Source organism: Ramlibacter sp. bp-362 (genome assembly GCF_054956735.1).
The window spans coordinates 207,080-229,109 of sequence record NZ_JBUDXE010000008.1 but is presented as its reverse complement, the minus strand read 5'-3'; the positions used below and the strand labels follow the sequence as shown (position 1 = coordinate 229,109).

Annotated in this window: 22 protein-coding genes; 12 read left to right on the top strand and 10 right to left on the bottom strand. The window is 70.8% G+C overall.

Annotated elements, in window-relative coordinates; translation table 11 throughout:
- The first annotated feature begins 1 nt into the window (after position 1).
- Positions 2 to 1,042: a VWA domain-containing protein gene (locus tag ACY0MJ_RS13845; protein ID WP_462639056.1), complete on the top strand. Its 1,041-nt coding sequence runs from the start codon at positions 2 to 4 to the stop codon at positions 1,040 to 1,042.
- 105 nt (positions 1,043 to 1,147) lie between these two features.
- Here the strand turns inward: ACY0MJ_RS13845 and lolD are convergent, their stop codons facing one another.
- Both lolD and ACY0MJ_RS13835 read right to left on the bottom strand, forming a co-directional pair.
- A complete protein-coding gene (lolD, locus tag ACY0MJ_RS13840; RefSeq protein ID WP_462639055.1) occupies positions 1,148 to 1,876 on the bottom strand; it encodes a lipoprotein-releasing ABC transporter ATP-binding protein LolD in 729 nt (242 codons plus the stop codon).
- Positions 1,869 to 3,122 (bottom strand): lipoprotein-releasing ABC transporter permease subunit, encoded by a 1,254-nt coding sequence (locus ACY0MJ_RS13835; RefSeq protein WP_462639054.1) that lies wholly within the window; start codon positions 3,120 to 3,122, stop codon positions 1,869 to 1,871. Before ACY0MJ_RS13835 ends, lolD begins: the two co-directional genes overlap by 8 nt.
- Before the next feature lie 79 nt (positions 3,123 to 3,201).
- Here ACY0MJ_RS13835 and ACY0MJ_RS13830 point away from each other — a divergent pair, with 79 nt between their 5' ends.
- Complete coding sequence (locus ACY0MJ_RS13830) at positions 3,202 to 4,134, top strand: phosphoglycerate mutase (RefSeq protein ID WP_462639053.1); 933 nt, start codon at positions 3,202 to 3,204, stop codon at positions 4,132 to 4,134.
- The gene (gene recJ / locus ACY0MJ_RS13825) at positions 4,131 to 5,840 is read left to right on the top strand and encodes a single-stranded-DNA-specific exonuclease RecJ (RefSeq protein ID WP_462639052.1); all 1,710 of its coding nucleotides are present in this window, start codon (positions 4,131 to 4,133) and stop codon (positions 5,838 to 5,840) included. Before ACY0MJ_RS13830 ends, recJ begins: the two co-directional genes overlap by 4 nt.
- A gap of 1 nt (position 5,841) precedes the next feature.
- On the opposite strand, the gene ACY0MJ_RS13820 is transcribed toward recJ, so the two are convergent.
- Positions 5,842 to 6,171: a hypothetical protein gene (locus ACY0MJ_RS13820; RefSeq protein WP_462639051.1), complete on the bottom strand. Its 330-nt coding sequence runs from the start codon at positions 6,169 to 6,171 to the stop codon at positions 5,842 to 5,844.
- Between the two features lie 7 nt (positions 6,172 to 6,178).
- Complete coding sequence (locus ACY0MJ_RS13815) at positions 6,179 to 6,496, bottom strand: hypothetical protein (protein WP_462639050.1); 318 nt, start codon at positions 6,494 to 6,496, stop codon at positions 6,179 to 6,181.
- A gap of 106 nt (positions 6,497 to 6,602) precedes the next feature.
- On the opposite strand from ACY0MJ_RS13815, the gene ACY0MJ_RS13810 reads away from it, so the two are divergent.
- Complete coding sequence (locus ACY0MJ_RS13810) at positions 6,603 to 7,544, top strand: delta(1)-pyrroline-2-carboxylate reductase family protein (protein WP_462639049.1); 942 nt, start codon at positions 6,603 to 6,605, stop codon at positions 7,542 to 7,544.
- Positions 7,545 to 7,559: 15 nt separating this feature from the next.
- On the opposite strand, the gene dcd is transcribed toward ACY0MJ_RS13810, so the two are convergent.
- From dcd to ACY0MJ_RS13795, 3 genes are read right to left on the bottom strand one after another with little or no spacing between them, the layout of a single operon-like run.
- Entirely contained in the window at positions 7,560 to 8,126 is a 567-nt protein-coding gene (gene dcd, locus ACY0MJ_RS13805) for a dCTP deaminase (RefSeq protein ID WP_462639048.1), read from the bottom strand.
- 34 nt (positions 8,127 to 8,160) lie between these two features.
- Positions 8,161 to 9,447 carry a guanine deaminase gene (guaD, locus tag ACY0MJ_RS13800; protein WP_462639047.1) on the bottom strand — a complete coding sequence of 429 codons (1,287 nt, stop codon included), beginning with the start codon at positions 9,445 to 9,447 and terminating at the stop codon, positions 8,161 to 8,163.
- A 5-nt stretch (positions 9,448 to 9,452) separates the two neighbouring features.
- Positions 9,453 to 10,526, bottom strand: coding sequence for a BMP family ABC transporter substrate-binding protein (locus ACY0MJ_RS13795; RefSeq protein ID WP_462639046.1), 1,074 nt, complete (start codon positions 10,524 to 10,526; stop codon positions 9,453 to 9,455).
- Between the two features lie 196 nt (positions 10,527 to 10,722).
- Between ACY0MJ_RS13795 and ACY0MJ_RS13790 the strand changes: the two genes are divergently transcribed.
- Positions 10,723 to 11,772 carry a UDP-glucuronic acid decarboxylase family protein gene (locus ACY0MJ_RS13790; RefSeq protein WP_462639045.1) on the top strand — a complete coding sequence of 350 codons (1,050 nt, stop codon included), beginning with the start codon at positions 10,723 to 10,725 and terminating at the stop codon, positions 11,770 to 11,772.
- A complete protein-coding gene (locus tag ACY0MJ_RS13785; RefSeq protein ID WP_462639044.1) occupies positions 11,769 to 12,755 on the top strand; it encodes a glycosyltransferase family 9 protein in 987 nt (328 codons plus the stop codon). The genes ACY0MJ_RS13790 and ACY0MJ_RS13785 overlap by 4 nt, the downstream gene beginning before the upstream one ends.
- Positions 12,756 to 12,782: 27 nt before the next feature.
- Here ACY0MJ_RS13785 and ACY0MJ_RS13780 read toward each other — a convergent pair whose 3' ends face one another.
- Genes ACY0MJ_RS13780 through ACY0MJ_RS13770 form a run of 3 tightly spaced genes read right to left on the bottom strand, consistent with a single transcriptional unit; the run spans position 12,783 to position 15,470 of the window.
- The gene (locus ACY0MJ_RS13780; protein WP_462639043.1) at positions 12,783 to 13,382 is read right to left on the bottom strand and encodes a histidine phosphatase family protein; all 600 of its coding nucleotides are present in this window, start codon (positions 13,380 to 13,382) and stop codon (positions 12,783 to 12,785) included.
- Positions 13,379 to 14,308 (bottom strand): glycosyl hydrolase, encoded by a 930-nt coding sequence (locus ACY0MJ_RS13775; protein ID WP_462639042.1) that lies wholly within the window; start codon positions 14,306 to 14,308, stop codon positions 13,379 to 13,381. The genes ACY0MJ_RS13780 and ACY0MJ_RS13775 overlap by 4 nt, the downstream gene beginning before the upstream one ends.
- A gap of 10 nt (positions 14,309 to 14,318) precedes the next feature.
- A complete protein-coding gene (locus ACY0MJ_RS13770) occupies positions 14,319 to 15,470 on the bottom strand; it encodes an inositol-3-phosphate synthase (protein WP_462639041.1) in 1,152 nt (383 codons plus the stop codon).
- A gap of 187 nt (positions 15,471 to 15,657) precedes the next feature.
- On the opposite strand from ACY0MJ_RS13770, the gene ACY0MJ_RS13765 reads away from it, so the two are divergent.
- Genes ACY0MJ_RS13765 through ACY0MJ_RS13740 form a run of 6 tightly spaced genes read left to right on the top strand, consistent with a single transcriptional unit; the run spans position 15,658 to position 22,029 of the window.
- Positions 15,658 to 16,773, top strand: coding sequence for an NAD-dependent epimerase/dehydratase family protein (locus tag ACY0MJ_RS13765; protein WP_462639040.1), 1,116 nt, complete (start codon positions 15,658 to 15,660; stop codon positions 16,771 to 16,773).
- Complete coding sequence (locus ACY0MJ_RS13760) at positions 16,770 to 17,846, top strand: SDR family NAD(P)-dependent oxidoreductase (RefSeq protein WP_462639039.1); 1,077 nt, start codon at positions 16,770 to 16,772, stop codon at positions 17,844 to 17,846. Before ACY0MJ_RS13765 ends, ACY0MJ_RS13760 begins: the two co-directional genes overlap by 4 nt.
- Positions 17,846 to 18,814: an MDR/zinc-dependent alcohol dehydrogenase-like family protein gene (locus tag ACY0MJ_RS13755; protein WP_462639038.1), complete on the top strand. Its 969-nt coding sequence runs from the start codon at positions 17,846 to 17,848 to the stop codon at positions 18,812 to 18,814. Before ACY0MJ_RS13760 ends, ACY0MJ_RS13755 begins: the two co-directional genes overlap by 1 nt.
- The gene (locus ACY0MJ_RS13750; protein ID WP_462639037.1) at positions 18,811 to 19,818 is read left to right on the top strand and encodes a Gfo/Idh/MocA family protein; all 1,008 of its coding nucleotides are present in this window, start codon (positions 18,811 to 18,813) and stop codon (positions 19,816 to 19,818) included. Before ACY0MJ_RS13755 ends, ACY0MJ_RS13750 begins: the two co-directional genes overlap by 4 nt.
- A complete protein-coding gene (locus tag ACY0MJ_RS13745) occupies positions 19,808 to 20,926 on the top strand; it encodes a glycosyltransferase (RefSeq protein WP_462639036.1) in 1,119 nt (372 codons plus the stop codon). The genes ACY0MJ_RS13750 and ACY0MJ_RS13745 overlap by 11 nt, the downstream gene beginning before the upstream one ends.
- Positions 20,917 to 22,029: a CgeB family protein gene (locus tag ACY0MJ_RS13740; RefSeq protein ID WP_462639035.1), complete on the top strand. Its 1,113-nt coding sequence runs from the start codon at positions 20,917 to 20,919 to the stop codon at positions 22,027 to 22,029. Before ACY0MJ_RS13745 ends, ACY0MJ_RS13740 begins: the two co-directional genes overlap by 10 nt.
- The last annotated feature ends 1 nt before the right edge of the window (position 22,030 follow it).

Genomic DNA, 22,030 nt, shown 5'->3' with positions numbered 1-22,030 from the left:
CATGCAATTCCTCTGGCCCCAATTCCTCTGGCTGCTGCTGGCCCTGCCGCTGCTGGTGGGGCTGTACGTGCTGCTGCTGCGGCGCAAGAAGAAGATGGCGGTGCGCTACGCCTCGCTGTCCATCGTGAAGGAAGCGATGGGCACGGGCTCGCAGATCCGCCGCCACATCCCGCCGGCGCTGTTCCTGCTCGCGATCACGGCGCTGCTGCTGGCCGCGGCGCGGCCGGTGGCGGTGGTCACGCTGCCCTCGAACCAGCAGACCATCATCCTGGCGATGGACGTGTCGGGCAGCATGCGCGCCACGGACGTGCAGCCGAACCGCCTGGTCGCCGCGCAGAATGCCGCCAAGGCCTTCCTGCAGGAGCTGCCGCGCCACGTGAAGGTGGGCGTGGTCGCCTTCGCCGGCTCCGCGCAGGTCGCGCAGCTGCCCACGGTGAACCGCGAGGACCTGGTCACGGCCATCGACCGCTTCCAGCTGCAGCGCGCCACGGCCACGGGCAACGCCATCGTGATCTCGCTCGCGACGCTGTTCCCCGACGCCGGCATCGAGCTGGAGTCGCTGCAGGTCGGCCGCGACCGCCAGCGCGGCTTCGCGATCGACGCCGAGCGCAAGCCCAGGAAGGACTTCGTGCCGGTGGCGCCGGGCTCCTACCCCTCCGCCGCGATCATCATGCTGACCGACGGCCAGCGCACCACGGGCGTGGACCCGATCGAAGCCGCCAAGATGGCCGCCGACCGCGGCGTGCGCGTCTACACGGTGGGCATCGGCACGGTCGACGGCGAGACCATCGGCTTCGAGGGCTGGTCCATGCGCGTGCGCCTGGACGAGGAAACGCTCAAGGCCATCGCCAACAAGACCTCGGCCGAATACTTCTACGCCGGCACGGCGCAGGACCTGCGCAAGGTCTACGAGACGCTCAGCTCGCGCCTGACGGTGGAGAAGAAGGAAACGGAAATCTCCGCCCTGTTCGCGATGGCGGCGGCGGCGCTGGCCCTGCTGTCGGCAGGGCTGTCGCTGGTGTGGTTCAACCGGATCCTCTGAGCGTCGTCCCTCACCATGCCTTGTCATCCCGGGCTTGACCCGGGATCCACGGTTGCGTGCCACTCCACCATGGATTGCGGCTCAAGGCCGCAATGACAAGGCTGTTCAGCCCAACCGCCCCGACGTCAACCGCAAGGTGCGCCCGCACCTCGCCGCCAGCGCCTCGTCGTGCGTGACCATCACGAACGCCGTCCCGCGTTCCTTCGCCAGCCGCAGCATCAGCGCGAACACCACGTCCGCCGTGCCGCGGTCGAGGTTGCCCGTGGGCTCGTCGGCCAGCACGCAGGCCGGGTGCGCCACCAGCGCGCGGGCGATCGCCACGCGCTGGCGCTCGCCGCCCGAGAGTTCGGCGGGACGGTGCTGCATGCGCTCCTTGAGTCCCACCGCGCCCAGCATGTCGGCCGCGGCGCGGTGCATGTCCTCCACGGCCATGCGCCGGATGCGCAGCGGCATGCCGACGTTGTCGAGCGCGCTGAACTCCGGCAGCAGGTGGTGGAACTGGTAGACGAAGCCCAGGTGCTGGTTGCGCAGGCGCCCCTGCGCGGCCGGGTCGAGCCTGGCCATCTCCTGGCCCATCAGCTGCACCGAGCCCGAGGTCGGCGCGTCCAGCCCGCCCAGCAGGTGCAGCAACGTGCTCTTGCCCGAACCCGAGGCGCCGACGATCGCGAGCGTCTCGCCGGCATGCACCTCGAGGTCCACGCCGCGCAGCACCTCCACGTCCAGCCCGCCCTCGCTGAAGCGCTTGGTGAGCCCCTGGCAGGCCAGCACGACGCCGGTGTGCGGCTCCACCGCGGCGAGCGGCGCGGGCGCGGCGGCGAGCGTCGTGTCATTCATAGCGCAGGGCCTCCGCCGGGTTGACCCGGCTCGCGCGCCAGCTCGGGTACAGCGTGGCGACAAAGGCCAGCGCCAGCGAGATCAGGGCGATGGGCACGATGTCCGAGGACTTCGGGTCGCTGGGCATGCGGCTGATCAGGTAGATGTCCTTGGGCAGGAAGCTCGCGTTGAGCGCGTGCTCCAGCGCCGGCACGATCACGTCGATGTTGAGCGCCACCGCCAGGCCGAACACCAGCCCCGCCAGGGTGCCGATCACGCCCACCGCGGCGCCCTGCACGACGAAGATGCCCATGATGCTGCCCGGGCTCGCGCCCAGCGTGCGCAGGATGGCGATGTCGGCGCGCTTGTCGGTGACCGTCATCACCAGCGTGCTCACCAGGTTGAAGGCGGCCACGGCGACGATCAGGGTCAGGATGATGAACATCATCCGCTTCTCCAGCTGCACGGCGGCGAACCAGGTGCGGTTCTGCTGGGTCCAGTCGCGCACCAGGAAGTCGCCGCTGAGCGTCTGCGTGAGCTGGGCGGCCACCTCGCGTGCGCGGTCCAGGTCGCGCAGCTTCACGCGCACGCCCGTGGGGCCGTCGAGGCGGAACAGGCGTTCGGCGTCCTCGATGTGCATCAGCACCAGGCCGCTGTCGTATTCGAAGTGGCCGGAGTCGAAGGTGCCCACCACCTTCATCTGCTTCAGGCGCGGCACGATGCCCGCGGGCGTCACCTGGCCGCCGGGGGCGATCATGGTCACGGCGTCGCCCTCGCGCACGCCCAGGTTGCGCGCCAGTTCCACGCCCAGCACGATGTTGAATTCGCCCGAGACCAGCCGGTCCAGCGCGCGCGGCGCCGTGGCGGCGAGGTCGGTCACCTGTGGCTCCAGCTTCGGGTCGATGCCGCGCACGATGGTGCCGCGCATGTCGTCGCCCCGGGCCAGCAGCGACTGCGCCGCCACGAAGGGCGCGGCGCCCACCACCTCGGGGTTGCGGCGCACCTCGGTGAGCGTGCGGTTGACGTCCGGCAGCACGCCGCCGCCCGGCCCGTAGACCTCGATGTGCGAGACCACGCCCAGCATCCGGTCGCGCACCTCCTTCTGGAAGCCGTTCATCACCGACAGCACGATGATCAGCGCGGCCACGCCCAGCGCGATCCCGAGCATCGAGACGCCGGAGATGAAGGAGATGAAGCCGTTGCGGCGGGTGGCGCGGCCGGCGCGGGTGTAGCGCCAGCCCAGCACGAGCTCGTAGGGAAGGGCCATCGTGGCCCTCAGGATCGTTTTTCCATTCCGGCGGCATTGTGGCATCCCCGACAATACGGCTGTGTCAGACGGAGTCCACTTGCTCGTTCCCTTCGCCTCGTGCTCGGCCGCCGGCTGCGCCGAGGCCCGGGGCGCCCTCGCCCTGCCCAACCTGCAGCGGCTGCTGCGCCGGCTCGCGCTGGAAGCGGAGGACGCCGGCGACGAAGCCAGCCTGTCGCCGCCGCACGAGCGGGCGCTGGCGCGCGCCTACGGCCTGGACGTGCCCGATGGCCTGGTGCCCCTGGCGGCCTTGCAGGTGCTGCAGGCCGGCGGCGACGCGGCCGGCGAGGGCTGGGCCTGGATCAGCCCCAGCCACTGGAACGTCGGCCGCGACCACGTCGCCATGGCGCTGCAGCGCGACCTGCAGCTCGATGCCGAGGACTCGCAGGCGCTGCTCGCGGCGATGCAGCCCTTCTTCGCCGAGGACGGCATCACCCTCAGCTACGAGGCCCCGCTGCGCTGGCTGGCGCGGGGCCCGCTCTTCCGGCGGCTGCCCACCGCCTCGCTCGATCGCGTGGTCGGCCGCGCGATCGACCGCTGGCTGCCCGCCGGCGAGTCCGGCGCGCCCCTGCGCCGGCTGCAACAGGAAATGCAGATGCTGCTCTACACCTTGCCGCTGAACGACGCGCGGGAGCGCGGCGGGCTGCTGCCGATCAACTCCTTCTGGGCCAGCGGCAGCGGCGCGCTGCCCGCGGGCACGGCGCCGCGCGCGCCCGGCCTGCAGGTCTCGCCGCACCTGCGCGACGCCGCCCTCCTGGGCGACTGGCGGGCCTGGGCCGCCGCCTGGCAGCGCCTCGACGGACGCGAGTGCGCGCTGCTGCTGCAGGAACTGGAACGCGGCCGCCCGGTGCGCATCACGCTGTGCGGCGAAGCCGGCGCCCGCACCTGGTCGTCGGCGGCGGCCAGCGGCTGGCAGCGCGTGAAGCAATTGTTCTCGGCGCCCACGGCGGCCCGCCTGCTGGAGGGACTGTGAAGATCCTCACCCGCGACGTCCCCCCGCGCGCCGCCTGGGCGCTGGAACAGGCCGGCATCCACCCGCTGCTCGCGCGCCTCTATGCCGCGCGCGGCGTGCTGGCCAAGGAGGAACTGGACAACGGCCTCGCCCGCCTGCTGCCGCCCGCGTCGCTGAAGGGCGCGGCCGAAGCCGCCGTGCTGCTCGCCGACGCCATCGCCGCCGGGCGCAGGCTGTGCATCGTGGCCGACTACGACTGCGACGGCGCCACCGCCTGCGCCGTCGCCGTGCGCGGGCTGCGCCTGCTCGGCGCGCAGCACGTGGGCTACCTCGTGCCGGACCGCGTGGTGGACGGCTACGGCCTCACGCGGCCGATCGCGCAGCGCGTGAAGGCGCAGGGCGCGGACGTGCTGGTCACCGTGGACAACGGCATCGCCAGCCTCGACGGCGTGGCGGCGGCACGGGAGCTGGGCCTGCAGGTGCTGGTGACCGACCACCACCTGCCCGGCCCGGTGCTGCCCGAAGGCGCGCTGATCGTGAACCCCAACCAGCCGGGTTGCGGCTTCGAGAGCAAGTCCATCGCCGGCGTCGGCGTGATGTTCTACGTGCTGCTGGCGCTGCGGGCGGAGCTGCGCGCGCGCGGCGTGTTCGACGAGCGCACGCAGCCCAAGCTCGACGCGCTGCTGCCGCTGGTGGCGCTGGGCACCGTCGCCGACGTGGTGAAGCTGGACGCCAACAACCGGCGGCTGGTGGCGCAGGGTCTCAAGCGCATCCGCGCGGGCGCGATGCCTTGCGGCCTGCGCTCGCTGTTCGCCGTGGCGGCGCGCAAGCCCGAGGTGGCGACCAGTTTCGACTTCGGCTTCGCGCTGGGCCCGCGCGTGAACGCGGCCGGGCGCCTGGCCGACATGACGCTGGGCATCGAATGCCTGCTGACCGACGACGCGGCGCGCGCGGACGAACTCGCGCGCACCCTCGACGGCATCAACCGCGAACGGCGCGAGATCGAGGGCGACATGCGCGAGCAGGCGCTGGCCATGGCGGAATCGCTGTTCGAGGAGGGCGAGGAGCCGCCGCCCGCGATCTGCGTCTTCGACCCCGACTTCCACGAGGGCGTGGTCGGCATCGTCGCCTCGCGCATCAAGGACAAGCTGCACCGGCCGACCTTCGTCTTCGCCGCGAGCGCCGCGCCCGGCAAGGAACACGAGCTGAAGGGATCGGGCCGCTCCATCCCCGGCTTCCACCTGCGCGACGCGCTGGACCTCGTGGCCAAGCGGCATCCGGGCGTGCTGCTGCGCTTCGGCGGCCACGCCATGGCCGCGGGCTGCACCGTCGCGGAAGAACACTTCGACACCTTCGAGCAGGCGCTCGCGCAGGTGGCGCAGGAATGGCTGGACACGGCGACGCTGCTGCGCAGCCTGCACACCGACGGCCCGCTCGCGCCCGAGTACCGCCGCCCCGACCTGGTCGACACGCTGCACCAGGAAGTCTGGGGCCAGGGCTTCGCGCCGCCGGTGTTCAGCGAGGAGGTGGAGATCCTGTCGCAGAAGCTGGTAGGCGAGAAGCACCTCGCGATCAAGCTGCGCCACCAGGGCCAGCCGGTCGAGGGCATCTGGTTCGGCCACACCGAACCGCTCCCGGCGAAGGTGAAGATCGCCTTCCGGCTGGAGGCGGACGAGTGGCAGGGGACGCGGAGGGTGCGCTTCCTGGTGGAAGGCGCGGAGCTCTAGGTCAGGCGGTGCCCATCACCGGCAGCGCCGATTGCTGCGGCTCGTCGAAGTAGGCGAACAGGCGCGCGGCCACTTCCTGGAGTTCGCGGTCCTCGGTGGCGCGGGCGCAGGCCAGCTGCCACATCGCGTATTCGCGGTCGCCCAGCATCATGTCGGTGATGACGCAGCGGCCGTGGCCCGCCATCAGCAGCGCGAAGCTCGCCAGCAGCCCGGTGGGGCAGTAGCGCGGCGAAGACTGCAGGCCTTCGAGGTCGTCGCTCGCCTCGAGCGACGGGGCTTCGACCTTTGGCTGGACCTCGGGGGCGGCGGGATGCGCGTGCAAGCGGTTCATGGCGACCTCAGCGATAGCTGAAACTGACCGGGACGGCACCGCTGACGGTGGTCACCGTCGGATGCGAAGCGGCCTGCACCGCATCGCTCTGGCTGGTGCAGCTGGCGATGGTGGAGCCGGGGATGTACTGCAGGCAGTCCGCCAGGGCCATCTGCTGCACGATCTGCTCGTTGTGGCGGGCCTCGGCCTTGCGGACCTGGTGGCTGCACACGAGCCAGAACGCGAACAGCTGTCCCGCCACCAGCGCGCCGAGCAGCACCCACCAGAGGCGGCCGCGTTCTTGTTGCTGCGGGGCGGGTTGCATGGCGTTGGCGGCGAGGGACATGGCGGACTTCCTTGAGTGAATCGATCCTAGGCCCGGCCCTGCCGCCGCGCCAGAGTGGCTGGCGCGACATGCTGTAGGACAAAATCCTGGCGCTACCGTTGGAGCCATGCCGACCATGAACGACACCCTCGATCCGCGCGCCACGGCCGCGCGCCTGCCCTACCCGCTGCTGGTGCGCGAGCTCGTGAATGTCATGCACGACCCTGTTGCGGAAGTGCCACCGCGCCTGGTGCAGAAACTGGCCGGCGGCGGGAGCCTGCTGGTCATGCCGGCGTGCGATGCGCGCGTCGCCATCACCAAGCTGATTACCTTCACGCCCCGCAATACGGGCACGAAAACGCCGACGATCCAGGGCGATGTGGTGGTGTTCGACGTGGAATCGGGCGCGCGCCGCCTGGTGCTCGATGGGCCCGCGGTGACGGCGCGGCGCACCGCGGCGGTGTCGCTGCTGGCGGCGCAGTGGCTTGCGCCCAACACGCAAGGACCCCTCCTGGTGGTCGGCGCGGGGGCCCAGGGACACGCCCACGTGGAGGCATTTGCCCAGGGATTGGGCATCCGCGAGGTGCTCATCCATTCACGCACCGAAGCGAGCGCACACGTGTTGGCCTCCCGGGCACGTGAATTGGGACTACACGCGCGCGTGATTTCCGAACCTGATTCCGCACTCGCGGAATGCCCTCTGGTGGTCACGTGCACGCCCGCCGCGGGCGTGGTGCTGCGCGCCCTGCCGCGCGACGACGCCTTCGTGGCGGCGGTCGGCGCGTTCACGCCGCAGATGATCGAACTGGATCCCGCGTTCACGCGGCACTGCGCGCGCCACGGGCGCATCGTGGTGGACACGCGCGACGCCGATCACGAAGCGGGCGACCTGCTGCAGGCGGGACTCGACGTCCCGGCGATCCCCAGCCTGCGCGATGTCGATGCGTCCGCGCCGCGCGGGCGCGGGCCGGTGCTGTTCAAGAGTTGCGGCTGGGCCGGCTGGGACCTGGCCGCCGCGCGCGCGGCGCTTCTTGCTCCCTCTCCCGCTGGCGGGAGAGGGCCGGGGTGAGGGCGGTCGCGAGGCTCAGGCCTTCGGCAACGTCACCCCATGCTGCCCCTGGTACTTCCCCCCGCGGTCCTTGTAGCTGACCGCGCATTCCTCGTCGCTCTCGAAGAACAGCACCTGCGCGCAGCCCTCGCCCGCGTAGATCTTGGCGGGCAGCGGCGTGGTGTTGGAGAACTCCAGCGTCACGTAGCCTTCCCATTCGGGCTCGAAGGGCGTCACGTTGACGATGATCCCGCAGCGGGCATAGGTGCTCTTGCCCAGGCAGATGGTCAGCACGTTGCGCGGGATGCGGAAGTATTCGAGCGTGCGCGCCAGCGCGAAGCTGTTGGGCGGGATGATGCAGACGTCGTCGTGGAAGTCCACGAAGCTCTTCTCGTCGAAGTTCTTCGGGTCCACCACCGTGCTGTGGATGTTGGTGAAGACCTTGAATTCCGGGGCGCAGCGGATGTCGTAGCCGTAGCTGGACGTCCCGTAGCTGATGACGCGCCGCCCCTCCACCTCGCGCACCTGCCCCGGCTCGAAGGGCTCGATCAGGCCATGCTGCTCCGCCATCCGGCGGATCCACTTGTCGCTCTTGATGCTCATTTGCGGGGGCTCCTGCGGGCGGATTGTATGGGCCTCAGAGCGCCTGGCCGTTCACGTAGGTCCGCTCGACGACCCGGTCGTCCCCCAGCACGATCAGCGAGAACAGCAGTTCGTCGAGGTCGCGCGCGTGCTCCGTCTTGCGCGCCAGCAGGGGCGTGGCCCGGGGATCCAGCACCAGGAAGTCCGCTTCGCAGCCGGGGCGCAGGTTGCCGATCACGCCGTCCAGGCCCAGGGCTTGCGCGGCGCCGGCGGTGTGCTGCCACCAGAGGTCCTGCGGGCTGAGGCTCAGGCCCGGCTTGGTCTGGCCTTCGCGCCCGACGTAGTAGGCCGCGAGCATGGTGTGGAAAGGCGAGAAGCTGGTGCCGCCGCCCACGTCGCTGGCCAGGCCGTGGCGGAAGCCGATGCGCCGCGCGCCCTCGTAATCGAAGAAGCCGCTGCCCAGGAACAGGTTGCTGGTGGGACTGACGGCGGCCGCGGCCCCCGTGTCGCGCATCAGGGCGCGGTCGGCGTCGTCGAAGTGGATGCAGTGCGCGTAGATCGCGCGCTCGCGCATCAGGCCGAAGCCCTCGTAGATCGCGAGATAGCTGCGCGCCTGCGGGAACAGCTCGCGCGCCCAGCGGACCTCGTCGCGGTTCTCGGCCACGTGCGACTGGATCCACACGTCGGGATACTGCGCCGCCAGCGCGCCGGCGCCGCGCAATTGCGCCTCGCTGCAGCTGGGCGCGAAGCGCGGCGTGATGGCGTAGCCCAGGCGGCCGCGCCCGTGCCAGCGGCGGATCAGCGCCTCGGTGTCCACCAGCGACTGCTCGGTCTCGTCGCGCACGCCGTCCGGGGAATGCCGGTCCTGCAGCACCTTGCCGGCGATCATGCGCAGGCCGCGCGCCTCGCTCGCCTCCATCAGCGCATCCACCGAGTGCGGATGCGAGGTGCAGAAGGTCAGCGCGGTGGTGACGCCGTTGCGCTGCAGTTCGTCCAGGAACACCTGGGCGACGCCCAGCGCATAAGCGTGGTCGGAAAAGCGCGCCTCGTGCGGGAAGGTGTAGTTCTCCAGCCAGGGCAGCAGGCCGGCGGCCGGCGAGCCGATCACGTCCGTCTGCGGGAAGTGCACGTGCAGGTCGATGAAGCCCGGCGCCAGGATGCGGCCCGGCAGGTGCGTGACGGCCACGCCGGGGAAATTCGAAGCGAGCTGCGCATGCGGGCCGGCCGCGCGCACGACCCGGCGGCCGCCTGCATCGGGGCCGACCACCAGCAGGCCGTCTTCTTCGAGGCGGGCGGAACCGTCGTCGGCAAAGGAGAGGAGCGCGGCTCGGTAGGCGTGCATGGCCGCTATTGTCCAGCCTTGCCCAGCACGCCCGATACGAGAAAGTTCATGGACAGTATCTGCGCGTCCGTCATCACCTGGCCCTTGCCCAGCACCTGCCGGCCCTGGTTGTCGGCGATCGGGCCGGCGAAGGGCCGCAGCCTCCCGGACGCGATGTCCTTCTGCCGCGCCAGCACCTCCTGCTGCACGGCCCGGGGCACCTTGCTGCCGAACCAGCCGACGCGGATCATCCCCTCCTTCACGCCGCCCCAGACGGCCACGGGCTTCCAGGTGCCGTCCAGCACCGCCTTCACCCGCGCCTTATAGTAGTCGGCCCACTGGTGCGTGACGGCCAGGACCTGCGCGTCCGGCGCCACCTTGCGCATGTCCGAGTGGTACGCGATCGCCAGCTTGCCGCGCTCCTGCGCCGCCGCCATCACGGCCGTGGACGCGGTGTGGAAGGACAGCACGTCGGCGCCCTGGTCCATGAGCGCCATGGCCGCGTCGCGTTCCTTGCCCGGATCGAACCAGGTGTTGAGCCAGACCACGCGCACCTGCGCCTTCGGGTTGACCGAGCGCATGCCCAGCGTGAAGGCGTTGATGCCCTGCAGGACCTCGGGAATCGGGAAGCCCGCGACGTAGCCGGCCAGGTTGCTCTTCGTCATGCGGCCCGCCGCGATGCCGGCGAGATAGCGGCCTTCGTAGTAGCGCGCGTTCGCGATCGCGACGTTGGGCGCTGTCTTCAGCCCGGTGATCGACTCGAACTTCACGCCGGGGAAATCCTTCGCGACCTTCAGCGTCGGCTCCATGTAGCCGAAGCTGGGCGTGAAGATGAGCTTGTGCCCCGTGGCCGCGAGGTCGCGGATCACGCGCTCGGCGTCGGGACCCTCGGGCACGTTCTCCACGTACGAGGTCTTCACGCGCGCGCCGAAGGCGGCCTGCACCGCCTGCCGCGCCACCTCGTGCTGGTGCACCCAGCCGGCGTCGGAGAGCGGCGCGACGTAGACGAAGCCGACCTTCAGCGGTTCCGCCTGCTGTGCTTGCGCGCCCAGGGAGAAGGAGAGTGCCGCCATGGCGATGGCGGCGAGGTTTTTGTACATGGTGTTCCTCTACATGGCCCCGGGATGACAAAAAGAAAAAGGCCGCCGGGGCGCGACCTCATCCACGCATTTTAAGCGCGGCCGTGCCGCAAGGCCGCGTTCCATCGCCCCACGGAAGGCCCGTGTTTGCGTATAAAGAAACCCGAAGCACCGCAAAGAGTGCTTCGACAAAATTCATCACGACAGGGAAAACGACATGCGCAAGTACAACGGCTGCAGCACCATCCTGGTCACCGGTGGCGCTGGCTTTCTCGGCAGCCACCTGTGCGAGCGGCTGGTGGCGCAGGGACATCACGTCTTGTGCGTCGACAACTTCTTCACCGGCACCAAGGACAACATCGAGCACCTGCTGGACGACCCGCGCTTCGAGCTGGTGCGCCACGACGTGACGCTGCCCTTGTACGTCGAAGTGGACGAGATCTACAACCTCGCCTGCCCGGCCTCGCCCGTGCACTACCAGCACGACCCGGTGCAGACGACCAAGACCAGCGTGCACGGCGCGATCAACATGCTCGGGCTGGCCAAGCGCACGCGGGCACGGATCTTCCAGGCGTCGACCAGCGAGGTGTACGGCGACCCCAACTACCACCCGCAGCCGGAGAGCTACTGGGGCAACGTCAACCCGATCGGCCCGCGCAGCTGCTACGACGAAGGCAAGCGCTGCGCCGAGACCCTGTTCTTCGACTACCACCGGCAGTACGGCGTGGACATCCGGGTCGGCCGCATCTTCAACACCTACGGCCCGCGGATGCACCCCAACGATGGCCGCGTGGTGTCCAACTTCATCGTGCAGGCGCTGCGCGGCCAGCCCATCACCGTGTACGGCCAGGGCGAGCAGACGCGCAGCTTCTGCTACGTGGACGACCTGATCGAGGGCTTCCTGCGCTTCATGGCGCTGGAGGCGCCCTGCCCCGGGCCGATCAACCTCGGCAACCCGGGCGAATTCACCATCCTGGAGCTGGCCCGGCAGGTGATCGAGCTCACGGGCTCGAAGTCGAAGATCGTGTTCGCCAAGCGCCCGGTCGACGACCCGATGCTGCGCCGGCCCGACATCACGATCGCGCAGGAGAAGCTGGGCTGGGTGCCGACCGTCGACCTGAAGGATGGCCTGGTGAAGACCATCGCGTACTTCGACGAACTGCTCACCAACGGCGCCGTCACGCATCCGGCCGATGCCAGCCCGGCGCCCCGCCGCCGCGTGAACGGCCGCCGCGCCAACGGCCGGAGCGCGGTGCTGGCCGCTTGAGCAAGGTCCGCTCCCCCGACGTCTGCGGCGACTGGCTCGCCGCCATGCGCCGCGGCGACTTCGAGGCCGCGTGGCGCGCCACCGACCGGATCGAGCTGCCGCGGCGCGCCCGCCAGCGGCAGCCGGGCTTCACGCCGGGCCCCGAACACCTGCGCTGGGACGGGACGCCGCCGGCCGGCCGCACGGTGCTCGTGCGCTGCGAACACGGACTCGGCGACACGCTGCAGTTCATGCGCTTCCTGCCGCGGCTGGGCGCGCGGCACGTCCATTTCCTCGTGCAGCCGCCGCTGGTGGGCCTGCTGCGCGGCGCGCCCGGGCTGGGCGAGGTGCGCAACTACTGGACCGAGGACCCTCTGCCGCCGCACGACGTGGACATGGAAGTGATGGAACTCGCCTACGCCCTGCGCGTCACGGCCGCGACGCTGCCGCCGCCCTGCCCGCACCTGGCCGCGCAGCTGCCGCCGTGCGACGACCTGCTGCCGGAGGACGACGGCCGCCTGCGCGTCGGCCTGCTGTGGGCGTCCAGCGAATGGGACCTCTCGCGCTCCGTGCCGCTGCAGGCGCTGGCGCCGCTCTTCGCACTGCCGCACGTGCGCTTCTTCTCGCTCCAGCAGGGGCCGGCCGCGGAAGACCCGCTGCTGCAGCGCTTCGGCATCGACATCCTGTCGCCGCGCACGCGCGAGCTCACGCAGGCCGCCGCCGCGATGGTTCGACTGGACCTGGTGATCAGCATCGACGCCATGCCCGCGCACCTGGCGGCGACGCTCGGCCGCCCCACCTGGGTCCTGCTCAAGAACGACGCCGACTGGCGCTGGATGGAGCGCCGCGCCGACAGCCCGTGGTATCCGACGGCGCACCTGTTCAGGCAGCCGCGGCCGGGGGATTGGGACAGCGTGGTGCGCGCGGTGCGTGAAGGGCTGGAATGCTGGGGTTCGCTTCGCTCACCGCCAGCCTACGAAAGGCCTGCGGCGATCACCTCGTAGGCTGGCGGTGAGCGCAGCGAACCCCAGCTAGATCCCGCCGAGCGAGTTCAGCAGCCGCAACTGCATCCAGTCTCCCTGCATGACGATCACGCTCACCGACGCCGGCGCGACCTCGAAGCGCTCCAGGTTGTCGAGCGAGAGCCCCAGGCATCGCGCCACCATCGCCTTGATCACGTCGCCGTGCGAGACCACCAGCACCTGCGCATCGCCATGTTCCGCCGCCAGCGCCCGCAGCCCCGCGACCGCGCGCTCCGGCACACCCGCGAAGGGCTCCCCGCCCGGCGGCGTGGCGCTGCCGCGGCGTTCGCACCATTGCGTCCATGGCTCCCCCAGCGCCCGCAGCTCGTCGAAGCTGCGGCCCTGCCAGTCGCCCACGTCGATCTCGTCGAAGGCCGGGTCGATGCGGATCGGCAGGCTGCGCTGCGCGGCCAGCGGCGCCGCCGTCTCGCGCGTGCGCGGCTGCGGGCTGCAGTAGATCGCGGCGAGCGGCTGCCCCTGCAGGCGCACGGCCAGCTGCTCGGCCTGCGCGCGCCCCGCCTCGTTCAAGCCCACGCCCGGCAGCCTGCCGGCGAACCCGCGCCCCAGCCAGTCGTGCGCCGCGTGGCGCACCAGAAGAAACGTCGTCACGCCACGGCGGCCGCCGCGCGCTCCACCGGCGTGGCCGAGCCGCCGGCGTAGCGCCGCACCATGCGGCCGCAGAACTCGGCGAATTCCTCGGGCACCTGGGGCGCGCTCGTGTGGTGCGGCTGGATGCCGCGGTGCTCGGGCGTGAAGCAGAAGGTCAGCGTCACGTCGAAATCGTCCAGCGCCGCCATCTGCCGGTCGAACCAGGCGTCGGCGCCGGGACGGAAGCTGTCCGCCCAGCTGAGGCCCGTGCGCAGCTTCTTCACGCCCAGCTTCTTCAGCCAGCGCACCGCATCGTCGAGGCGGTGGTCCTCGAAATGGAACCACTGGCAGATGCCGAACTCCGGCGTGAAATCGGAAAAGTGCCGGCAGGCGAGCTTGGGCGAACCGTCCTCGCGCAGCAGGCCCATGTGGAAATGCCGGTAGTAGCTGGAGCCTTCGGCCTCGCGGTGCCGCGTGGTGGCCGGCCAGGCCTTGGGCAGGTCGTAGAGCGAATACCAGTGGATGCGCGGCACGCGGCCGGCGAGCAGCTGCGCCGTGCGCTTGAGCCCGAACTCCTGCACCTCCTCGGCGCCGAAGGTGGAGACGCCGACCTCGGTCACCCACACGGGCAGGTGCGTCACCGCCTCGATCTCGGCGATGCGCTCGGGCCACTGGTCGATCTGCCAGTGGTTCCAGTCCAGGGGGAAGCCGTGCACCGCCACCGCGTCCACGCAGTCCAGCACGCCCTGCCCCTGCAGGTTCTGGATGAAGCCGGGGTCGATGGGCGAGATGCCGCCCAGCACGCGCGTCAGCCGCGGCGACTCCGCGCGCACGGCCGCCGTCGCCAGCTTCACCATCTCCGCGTACTTCACCCAGCCCGGGTCGACCTCCGGATCCCAATGCGACTTGTTGTTCGGCTCGTTCCAGAATTTCGCGGCTTCGATCATGGCGGGTGGGTCAGATGTTCTTCTGCTGCAGGGTGCCCAGCTTCTCGGGCTTGCCGCCGCCGGCGGGCCGGCGCGGTTCCAGCGTGATTTCCTCGTCGCCGCGGATGAAGGCCTCGACCAGCTCGCGCGCCTGGTCGTCGGTGAACTGCAGCGGCGGCGACTTCATGTAGTAGCTGGAGGGGCCGTTGAGCGCGCCGCCGATGCCGCGGTCCAGCGCGATCTTGGCGCAGCGGATGGCGTCGATCACCACGCCGGCGGAGTTGGGCGAGTCCCAGACCTCCAGCTTCAGCTCGCAACTGAGGGGAACGTTGCCGAAGGACGTGCCTTCCATGCGGATGAAGGCGAACTTGCGGTCGGCCAGCCAGGGCACGTAGTCGCTGGGGCCGACGTGCACGTCGCGCTCCAGCATGGGATGCCCGAGCTGGCTGGTGACGGCCTGCGTCTTGGAGATCTTCTTGGACACGAGCCGCTCGCGTTCCAGCATGTTGAGGAAATCCGTGTTGCCGCCGACGTTCAGCTGGTAGGTGCGGTCCACCTTCACGCCGCGCTTGCGGAACAGGTCCGTGAGCATGCGGTGCACGATGGTCGCGCCCACCTGCGACTTGATGTCGTCGCCGATGATGGGCAGGTGCCGCTGGGCGAAGCGCTTGTTCCAGTACGGCTGCGAGGCGATGAACACGGGGATGCAGTTGACGAAGGCACAGCCCGCTTCCAGGATCTGCTCGACGTACCACTTGGTCGCCATTTCCGAGCCGACCGGCAGGTAGGACACCACGACGTCGGTCTTCGTCGCCTTCAGGATGCCGACGATGTCGTCGGTGCTGCGCTCCGACTTCGGCACCACGTCCTTCAGGTAGGAACCCAGTCCGTCGTGCGTCATGCCGCGCGAGACCGGCACGCCGAGGTGGGGCACCTCCGCGAACCGGAACGTGTTGTTCGGTTCCGCGCAGATCGCCTCCGAGAGGTCCAGGCCCACCTTGTACGCGCTCACGTCGAACGCGGCCGTGAACTCGATGTCGCGCGGGTGGTAGCCGCCGAGGTCCACGTGCATGAGGCCGGGGATGAAATCGTCGGCGGCGGCGTCGCGATAGAAGTGAACGCCCTGCACCAGCGAGGAAGCGCAGTTGCCCACGCCGATGATCGCTACGCGGATCTTGCCCATGTTCTTCTCCCTTTTCGTCGGCACCTTATCTTGCTGTCGCGTTGCGCATGGCTCATCGACAAGGCGGACGGGCATCGTACCGATTCAGAACTCGGCCGTGGGGCGTTTTCCAAATTTCATTGAAAACGCCCCCACTGGTTGAGCCATCGACATAACATGAAGGATCAACAAACAACAGGGAAGCTGCATGCAGAAAGTATTGATCACGGGAGGCGCCGGCTTCATCGGTTCGCACCTGGCCGACGAGCTGCTGGCGCATGGCTACCGCGTGCGGGTGCTGGATTCGCTCGAGCCGCAGGTGCACGGCGAAGGCCGCCGCCGGCCCGAATACCTCGCGAAGGAAGTGGAGCTCGTCGTCGGCGACGTGAACGATCGCGCGAAGGTCGACCAGGCGCTGCAGGGCATGGATGCGGTGTTCCACTTCGCGGCCGCGGTGGGCGTGGGGCAGAGCATGTACGAGGTCGCGCACTACACGCGCACCAACAACCTCGGCACGGCGGTGCTGCTGGAGGCGATCGCGAAGAACCCGGTGCAGCGCCTGCTCGTCGCTTCCAGCATGAGCCTGTACGGCGAAGGTCTCTACCGCGGCGCCTCCGGCGGTCCGCGCCTGGTCGGCGAGCGCACGCTGGAGCAGCTGAAGGCCGGCCAGTGGGAATTCCTGGGCGAGGACGGCAGCGCGCTGCAGCCCATGCCCACGCCCGAGACCAAGCAGCCGGCGCTGGCCTCGGTGTACGCGCTGTCCAAGTACGACCAGGAGCGCCTCTGCCTGATGATCGGCCGCGCCTACAACATCCCCACCGTGGCGCTGCGCTTCTTCAACGCCTACGGTCCGCGGCAGGCATTGTCGAACCCGTACACGGGCGTGCTGGCGATCTTCGCCTCGCGCCTGCTGAACAACAACCCGCCCGCGATCTTCGAGGACGGGCTGCAGCAGCGCGACTTCGTGAGCGTGTACGACATCGCGCGCGCCTGCAGGCTCGCGCTGGAAACGCCCGGCGCGGCCGGCGAGACCTTCAACATCGGCAGCGGCCAGCCGCACACCGTGCGCGACATCGCGGCCAAGCTGGCCAAGGTGGTGGGCAAGGAGAACATCGCGCCCGACATCCTCGGCAAGTACCGCGTCGGCGACATCCGCCACTGCTATGCGGACATCGCCAAGGCCAGCCGCATCCTCGGCTTCACGCCGCAGGTGCGGCTGGAGGACGGGCTGGTGGAACTGTCCGCGTGGCTCGCCAGCCAGGCGGCCGTGGACCGCGTGGCGCAGGCCAGTGCGGAACTGAGCGCACGCGGGCTGACGGTATGAGCCAGTCCACGACGCTCATCACCGGCGGGGCCGGCTTCATCGGGTCCAATCTCGCCAACCGGCTGCTCACGCAGGGCCGCCGGGTGCGCGTGCTGGACAACCTCTCGCGCCCCGGCGTCGAGCAGAACCTGCAGTGGCTGCGCCAGCAGCACGGCGACCTGCTCGAGTTCGTGCGGGCCGACGTGCGCGACGCCGCGGCCGTGTCGGAGGCCGTCGCGGGCGTGCAGCAGGTCTTCCACTTCGCCGCCCAGGTGGCGGTGACCACCAGCCTGGAGAACCCGCAGGAAGACTTCGCGATCAACGCGCAAGGCACGCTGAACGTGCTGGAGGCGGCGCGCGCGCGGCCGGTGCCGCCGGGCGTGATCCTCACGTCCACCAACAAGGTCTACGGCGGCCTCGAGGACCTGCAGCTCTCCGTGCAGGGCCAGCGCTACCTGCCGGTCGACCCGGAGGTCACGGCCCGCGGCATCGGCGAAGACCGCCCGCTGGACTTCCACAGCCCCTACGGCTGCTCCAAGGGCACGGCCGACCAGTACGTCGTCGACTACGCGCGCAGCTTCGGCATGACCACGCTCGTGTTCCGCATGAGCTGCATCTACGGCCCGCGCCAGTTCGGCACCGAGGACCAGGGCTGGGTCGCGCACTTCATCCTGCGGGCGCTGCGCGGCGAGCGCATCACGCTGTACGGCGACGGCATGCAGGTGCGCGACGTGCTGTTCGTCGACGACCTCGTGGACGCCTTCCTGCTCGCCGAACAGCATGCCCCGCGCCTGAAGGGCCGCGCCTTCAACATGGGCGGCGGGCCCCGCAACGCGATCAGCCTGCAGGACCTGCTGGACCGCATCGCGCAGCTGCACGGCCAGCGGCCGCCGGTGGCCCTGGACGCCTGGCGCACCGGCGACCAGCGCTACTACGTGTCCGACACCCAGGCCTTCCAGCGCGAGACCGGATGGCAGGCGCGCGTGCCCGCGGACGAAGGCATCGCGCGGCTGTACGCCTGGCTGGCGGAACGCCACGGCAAACGCAGCGCACCCGCGGCGCGCAGCCCGCGCGTGGCCGCAGGAGCGCACTGATGCCGGCCGGTCACATGCAAGCAGGTGTGATCGCGGCCCCGGGGCAGGCAGCCCTCCAGCAAGTCGAGCCGCCCGCCCCCGGGCCGGGGCAGGTGCTCGTGCGCCTGGAAGGCTCGGGCGTCTGCGCCTCCAGCCTCCCGCTGTGGGAAGGCCGCGAGTGGTTCAGCTACCCGCAGCCGCCCGGCGCGCCGGGCCACGAGGGCTGGGGCCGGATCGCCGCGCTCGGCGAAGGCGTGATCGGACTGCAGGAAGGCGACCGCGTCGCGGCGCTCACCTACCGTGCGCACGCCGAGTACGACCTGGCCGCCGCCGACGCGGTGGTGCGCCTGCCCGAGTCGCTGGCCGACAAGGCCGTGCTGGGCGAGCCGCTGGGCTGCGCCACCAACATCTTCCAGCGCAGCGAGATCCGCGCCGGGCAGACGGTGGCCATCGTCGGCATCGGATTCCTGGGCGCGCTGCTCACGCAGCTGGCGACGCATGCCGGCGCGCGGGTGATCGCGCTGTCGCGGCGGCCCTTCTCGCTGGAGTTCGCGCGCGCGGCCGGCGCCGGGCACACGCTCGTGCTGGACGACCACTGGAAGATCCTCGAGAAGGTGAAGGCGCTCACCGACGGCAAATGGTGCGAGCGCGTCATCGAGTGCACCGGCCTGCAGTGGCCGCTGGACCTCGCCGGCGAGATGACCGCCGAGCGCGGCCGCCTGGTGATCGCCGGCTACCACCAGGACGGCCTGCGCCAGGTCAACCTGCAGCTGTGGAACTGGCGGGGCATCGACGTCATCAACGCGCACGAGCGCGACCCGCAGGCCTACGTGGACGGCATGAAGCGCGCGGTGCAGTGGATGACGGAGGGCGTCATGGACCCCACGCCGCTGTACACGCACAAGCTGCCGCTCGACCGCCTGGGCGAAGCGCTGGAACTCACGCGCACGCGCCCCGACGGCTTCATGAAAGCACTCGTCACGACATGAGCTCCGGACAGAAGAACAACGAACGCCCCCGCCTCGGTTTCCTGGGCCTGGGCTGGATCGGGCAGAACCGCATGCAGGCGCTGCTGGCCGAACGGGCGGGCCAGGTGGTCGCCATCGCCGATCCTTCGGCCGAAGTGCGCGAGCGGGTGCAGCCGCTGGTGCCGCAGGCCGCCGCCTTCGCCACGCTGGAAGAACTGCTGCAGCAGGACCTGGACGGCGTGGTGATCGCCACGCCCAGCGCGCTGCACGCGGGCCAGGCGCTCGCGGCCCTGGAGCGCGGCCTCGCCGTGTTCTGCCAGAAGCCGCTGGCGCGCACGCTCGCGGAGAACACCGCCGTCGTGGAAGCGGCGCGCCAGGCCGACCGGCTGCTGGGCTGCGACCTCTCGTACCGCTACACGGAGGCCATGCGCCGGATCCGCAACTGCGTGGTCGAAGGCGAGCTGGGGCCCGTGCATGCGGTGGACCTGGTGTTCCACAACACCTGGGGGCCCGACAAGTCCTGGGCCCGCGACGCGGGGCTCTCGGGCGGCGGCTGCGCCATCGACCTGGGCATCCACCTCGTGGACCTGGCGCTCTGGACGCTCGGCTTCCCGGAGGTCCGGGACGTGCGCAGCCGTCTCTACGCGCAGGGCCGCCTGCTGGCTCCGAACAGCGGCGAGGTGGAGGACCATGCGGTCGCGCAGCTGGACCTCGCCGGCGGCACCGTGGTGCGCATCGCCTGCTCGTGGAACAGCTCCACGGGGCGCGACGCGGTGATCGAGGCGCACTTCCACGGCGCGCGCGGCGGCGCCGCGATGCAGAACGTGAACGGCTCCTTCTACGACTTCGCGGCCGCGCGCTTCCAGGGCAACCAGCGCATCCCGCTGGCCGACCCGCCCGATGCCTGGGGCGGCCGGGCGCTGGTGGACTGGGCGCGGCGGCTGGGCGCCGGCGCGCGCTACAGCAGCGCGATCGAAACCCTGCTGCCCGTGGCTTCCGTGCTGGACCGCATCTATGGCCGCTGAGCGTCCTTCCGTGCTGATGACGGCCGACACCGTCGGCGGCGTCTGGACCTATGCGGTCGAACTGGCGCGAGAACTCGACGCGCGCGGCCTGCGCGTGGCCCTCGCCACCATGGGCGCACCGGTGTCGCCGCAGCAGCGTGCGGCGCTGGCGGGCTGCGCCGCCGTGACGCTGCACGAGAGCACCTTCCGCCTCGAGTGGATGCAGGACCCGTGGCCCGACGTAGCCGCGGCCGGCGCCTGGCTGCTGGGGCTGGAACGCGAACTGCAGCCGGACCTCGTGCACCTGAACCAGTTCGCCTTCGGCGCCCTGCCCTTCCGCGCACCCAGGCTGGTCGTCGCGCATTCCTGCGTCGCCTCGTGGTGGCGCGCCGTGCACGGCGAGGCCGCGCCGGCGTCCTGGGACGTCTACCGCGAACGCGTGCGCGCCGGCCTGGACGGCGCCGCGTGCGTGGCGGCGCCGACGCAGGCGATGCTCTCGTCGCTCGCCACCGAATACGGCTGGAACGGCCGCGGGCGCGTGCTGCCCAACGGCTGCTCGCCGGCGCAGTTCGCCGTCGAGGCCAAGCAGCCGCGGGTGCTGGCGGCCGGCCGCTTCTGGGACGCGGCGAAGAATTTGCCCGCGCTCGAGGAGGCCGCGGTGGGCCTGCCCTGGCCGGTGCGCGTCGCGGGCTCGGCGGTGCACCCCGACGGCGGCGTCGTGCAGCCCCGCGGCGTGCAGTGGCTGGGCGAGTTGCCGCGCGAGGCGCTCGCGCGCGAGCTGGCGCAGGCCGCGCTCTACGCGCTGCCGGCGCGCTACGAACCCTTCGGCCTCTCCGTGCTGGAAGCGGCGCTGAGCGGCTGCGCCCTGGTGCTGGGCGACATCCCCAGCCTGCGCGAGGTGTGGGGCGCGGCCGCGCGCTACGTGCCGCCGGACGACAGCCAGGCGCTGCGCCGGACGCTGCAGGAACTGATGGACGACGCCGCGCAGCGCGGGCGCCTCGCCGAAGCGGCACGGGCCCGGGCGCAGCGCTACACCGCCGCGGCGATGGCCGACGGCTACCTCGCCACCTACGGCGCCATCGCGCCCGCCCTCGCCTCGCGCAGCAGGGAGGAAGCCGCATGCGCGTGATCGTCTTCTGCCATTCCCTGGTGTCCGACTGGAACCACGGCAACGCGCATTTCCTGCGCGGCGTGTGCAGCGAGCTGGTGGCGCGCGGCCACGAACTGCGGGTCTACGAGCCGGCCGACGCCTGGAGCGTGCGCAACCTCGTGGAGGAGCATGGCACCGCCCCGCTGAAGGGTTTCGCGCGTGCCTATCCACAGCTGCAGAGCACGCCCTTCGATCCCGCCACGCTGGACCTGGACGCGGCCCTGGCGGCCGACCTGGTGCTGGTGCACGAATGGAACGACCACGCGCTGGTGCGGCGCATCGGCCTGCACCGCAGCGCGAATCCGGGCTACCGCCTGCTGTTCCACGACACGCACCACCGCGCCGTCACCGACCCCGGCAGCATGGCCGCCTACGACCTGCGCCACTACGACGGCGTGCTGGCCTTCGGCAGCGCGATCCGCGACCTGTACCGGCGCAATGGCTGGTGCGAGCGCGCCTGGACCTGGCACGAGGCGGCGGATCCGCGCGTGTTCCATCCGCTGCCCGGCACGACGAAGGAAGGCGACCTGGTCTGGGTCGGCAACTGGGGCGACGAGGAACGCACGGCCGAACTGCACGAGTTCCTGCTCGAACCGGTCAAGGACCTCGGCCTGAAGGCGCGCATCCACGGCGTGCGCTATCCGCAACACGGCCTGCGGGCGCTGGCCGACGCGGGCATCGCCTACGGCGGCTGGCTGCCCAATTACGAGGCGCCGCAGGTGTTCGCGCGGCATCGCGTCACGGTGCACGTGCCGCGCCGGCCCTACGTGCAGGCGCTGCCGGGCATCCCGACCATCCGCGTCTTCGAGGCGCTGGCCTGCGGCATCCCGCTGGTCTCGGCGCCCTGGGACGACTGCGAAGGCCTGTTCGAGCCCGGCGCCGACTTCCTGGTCGCGCGCGACGGTGCCGAGATGCGCGCGCACCTGCGCACCATCCTGAACGAGCCGGAACTCGCGCAGTCGCTCGCCGACCACGGCCTGCGCACCATCCTCGCCCGCCACACCTGCGCCCACCGCGTGGACGAACTGCTGGCGGTGTATGCAGAGCTGCAGGGAACAGCCTTCACCGCAGAGGCGTCTTGAA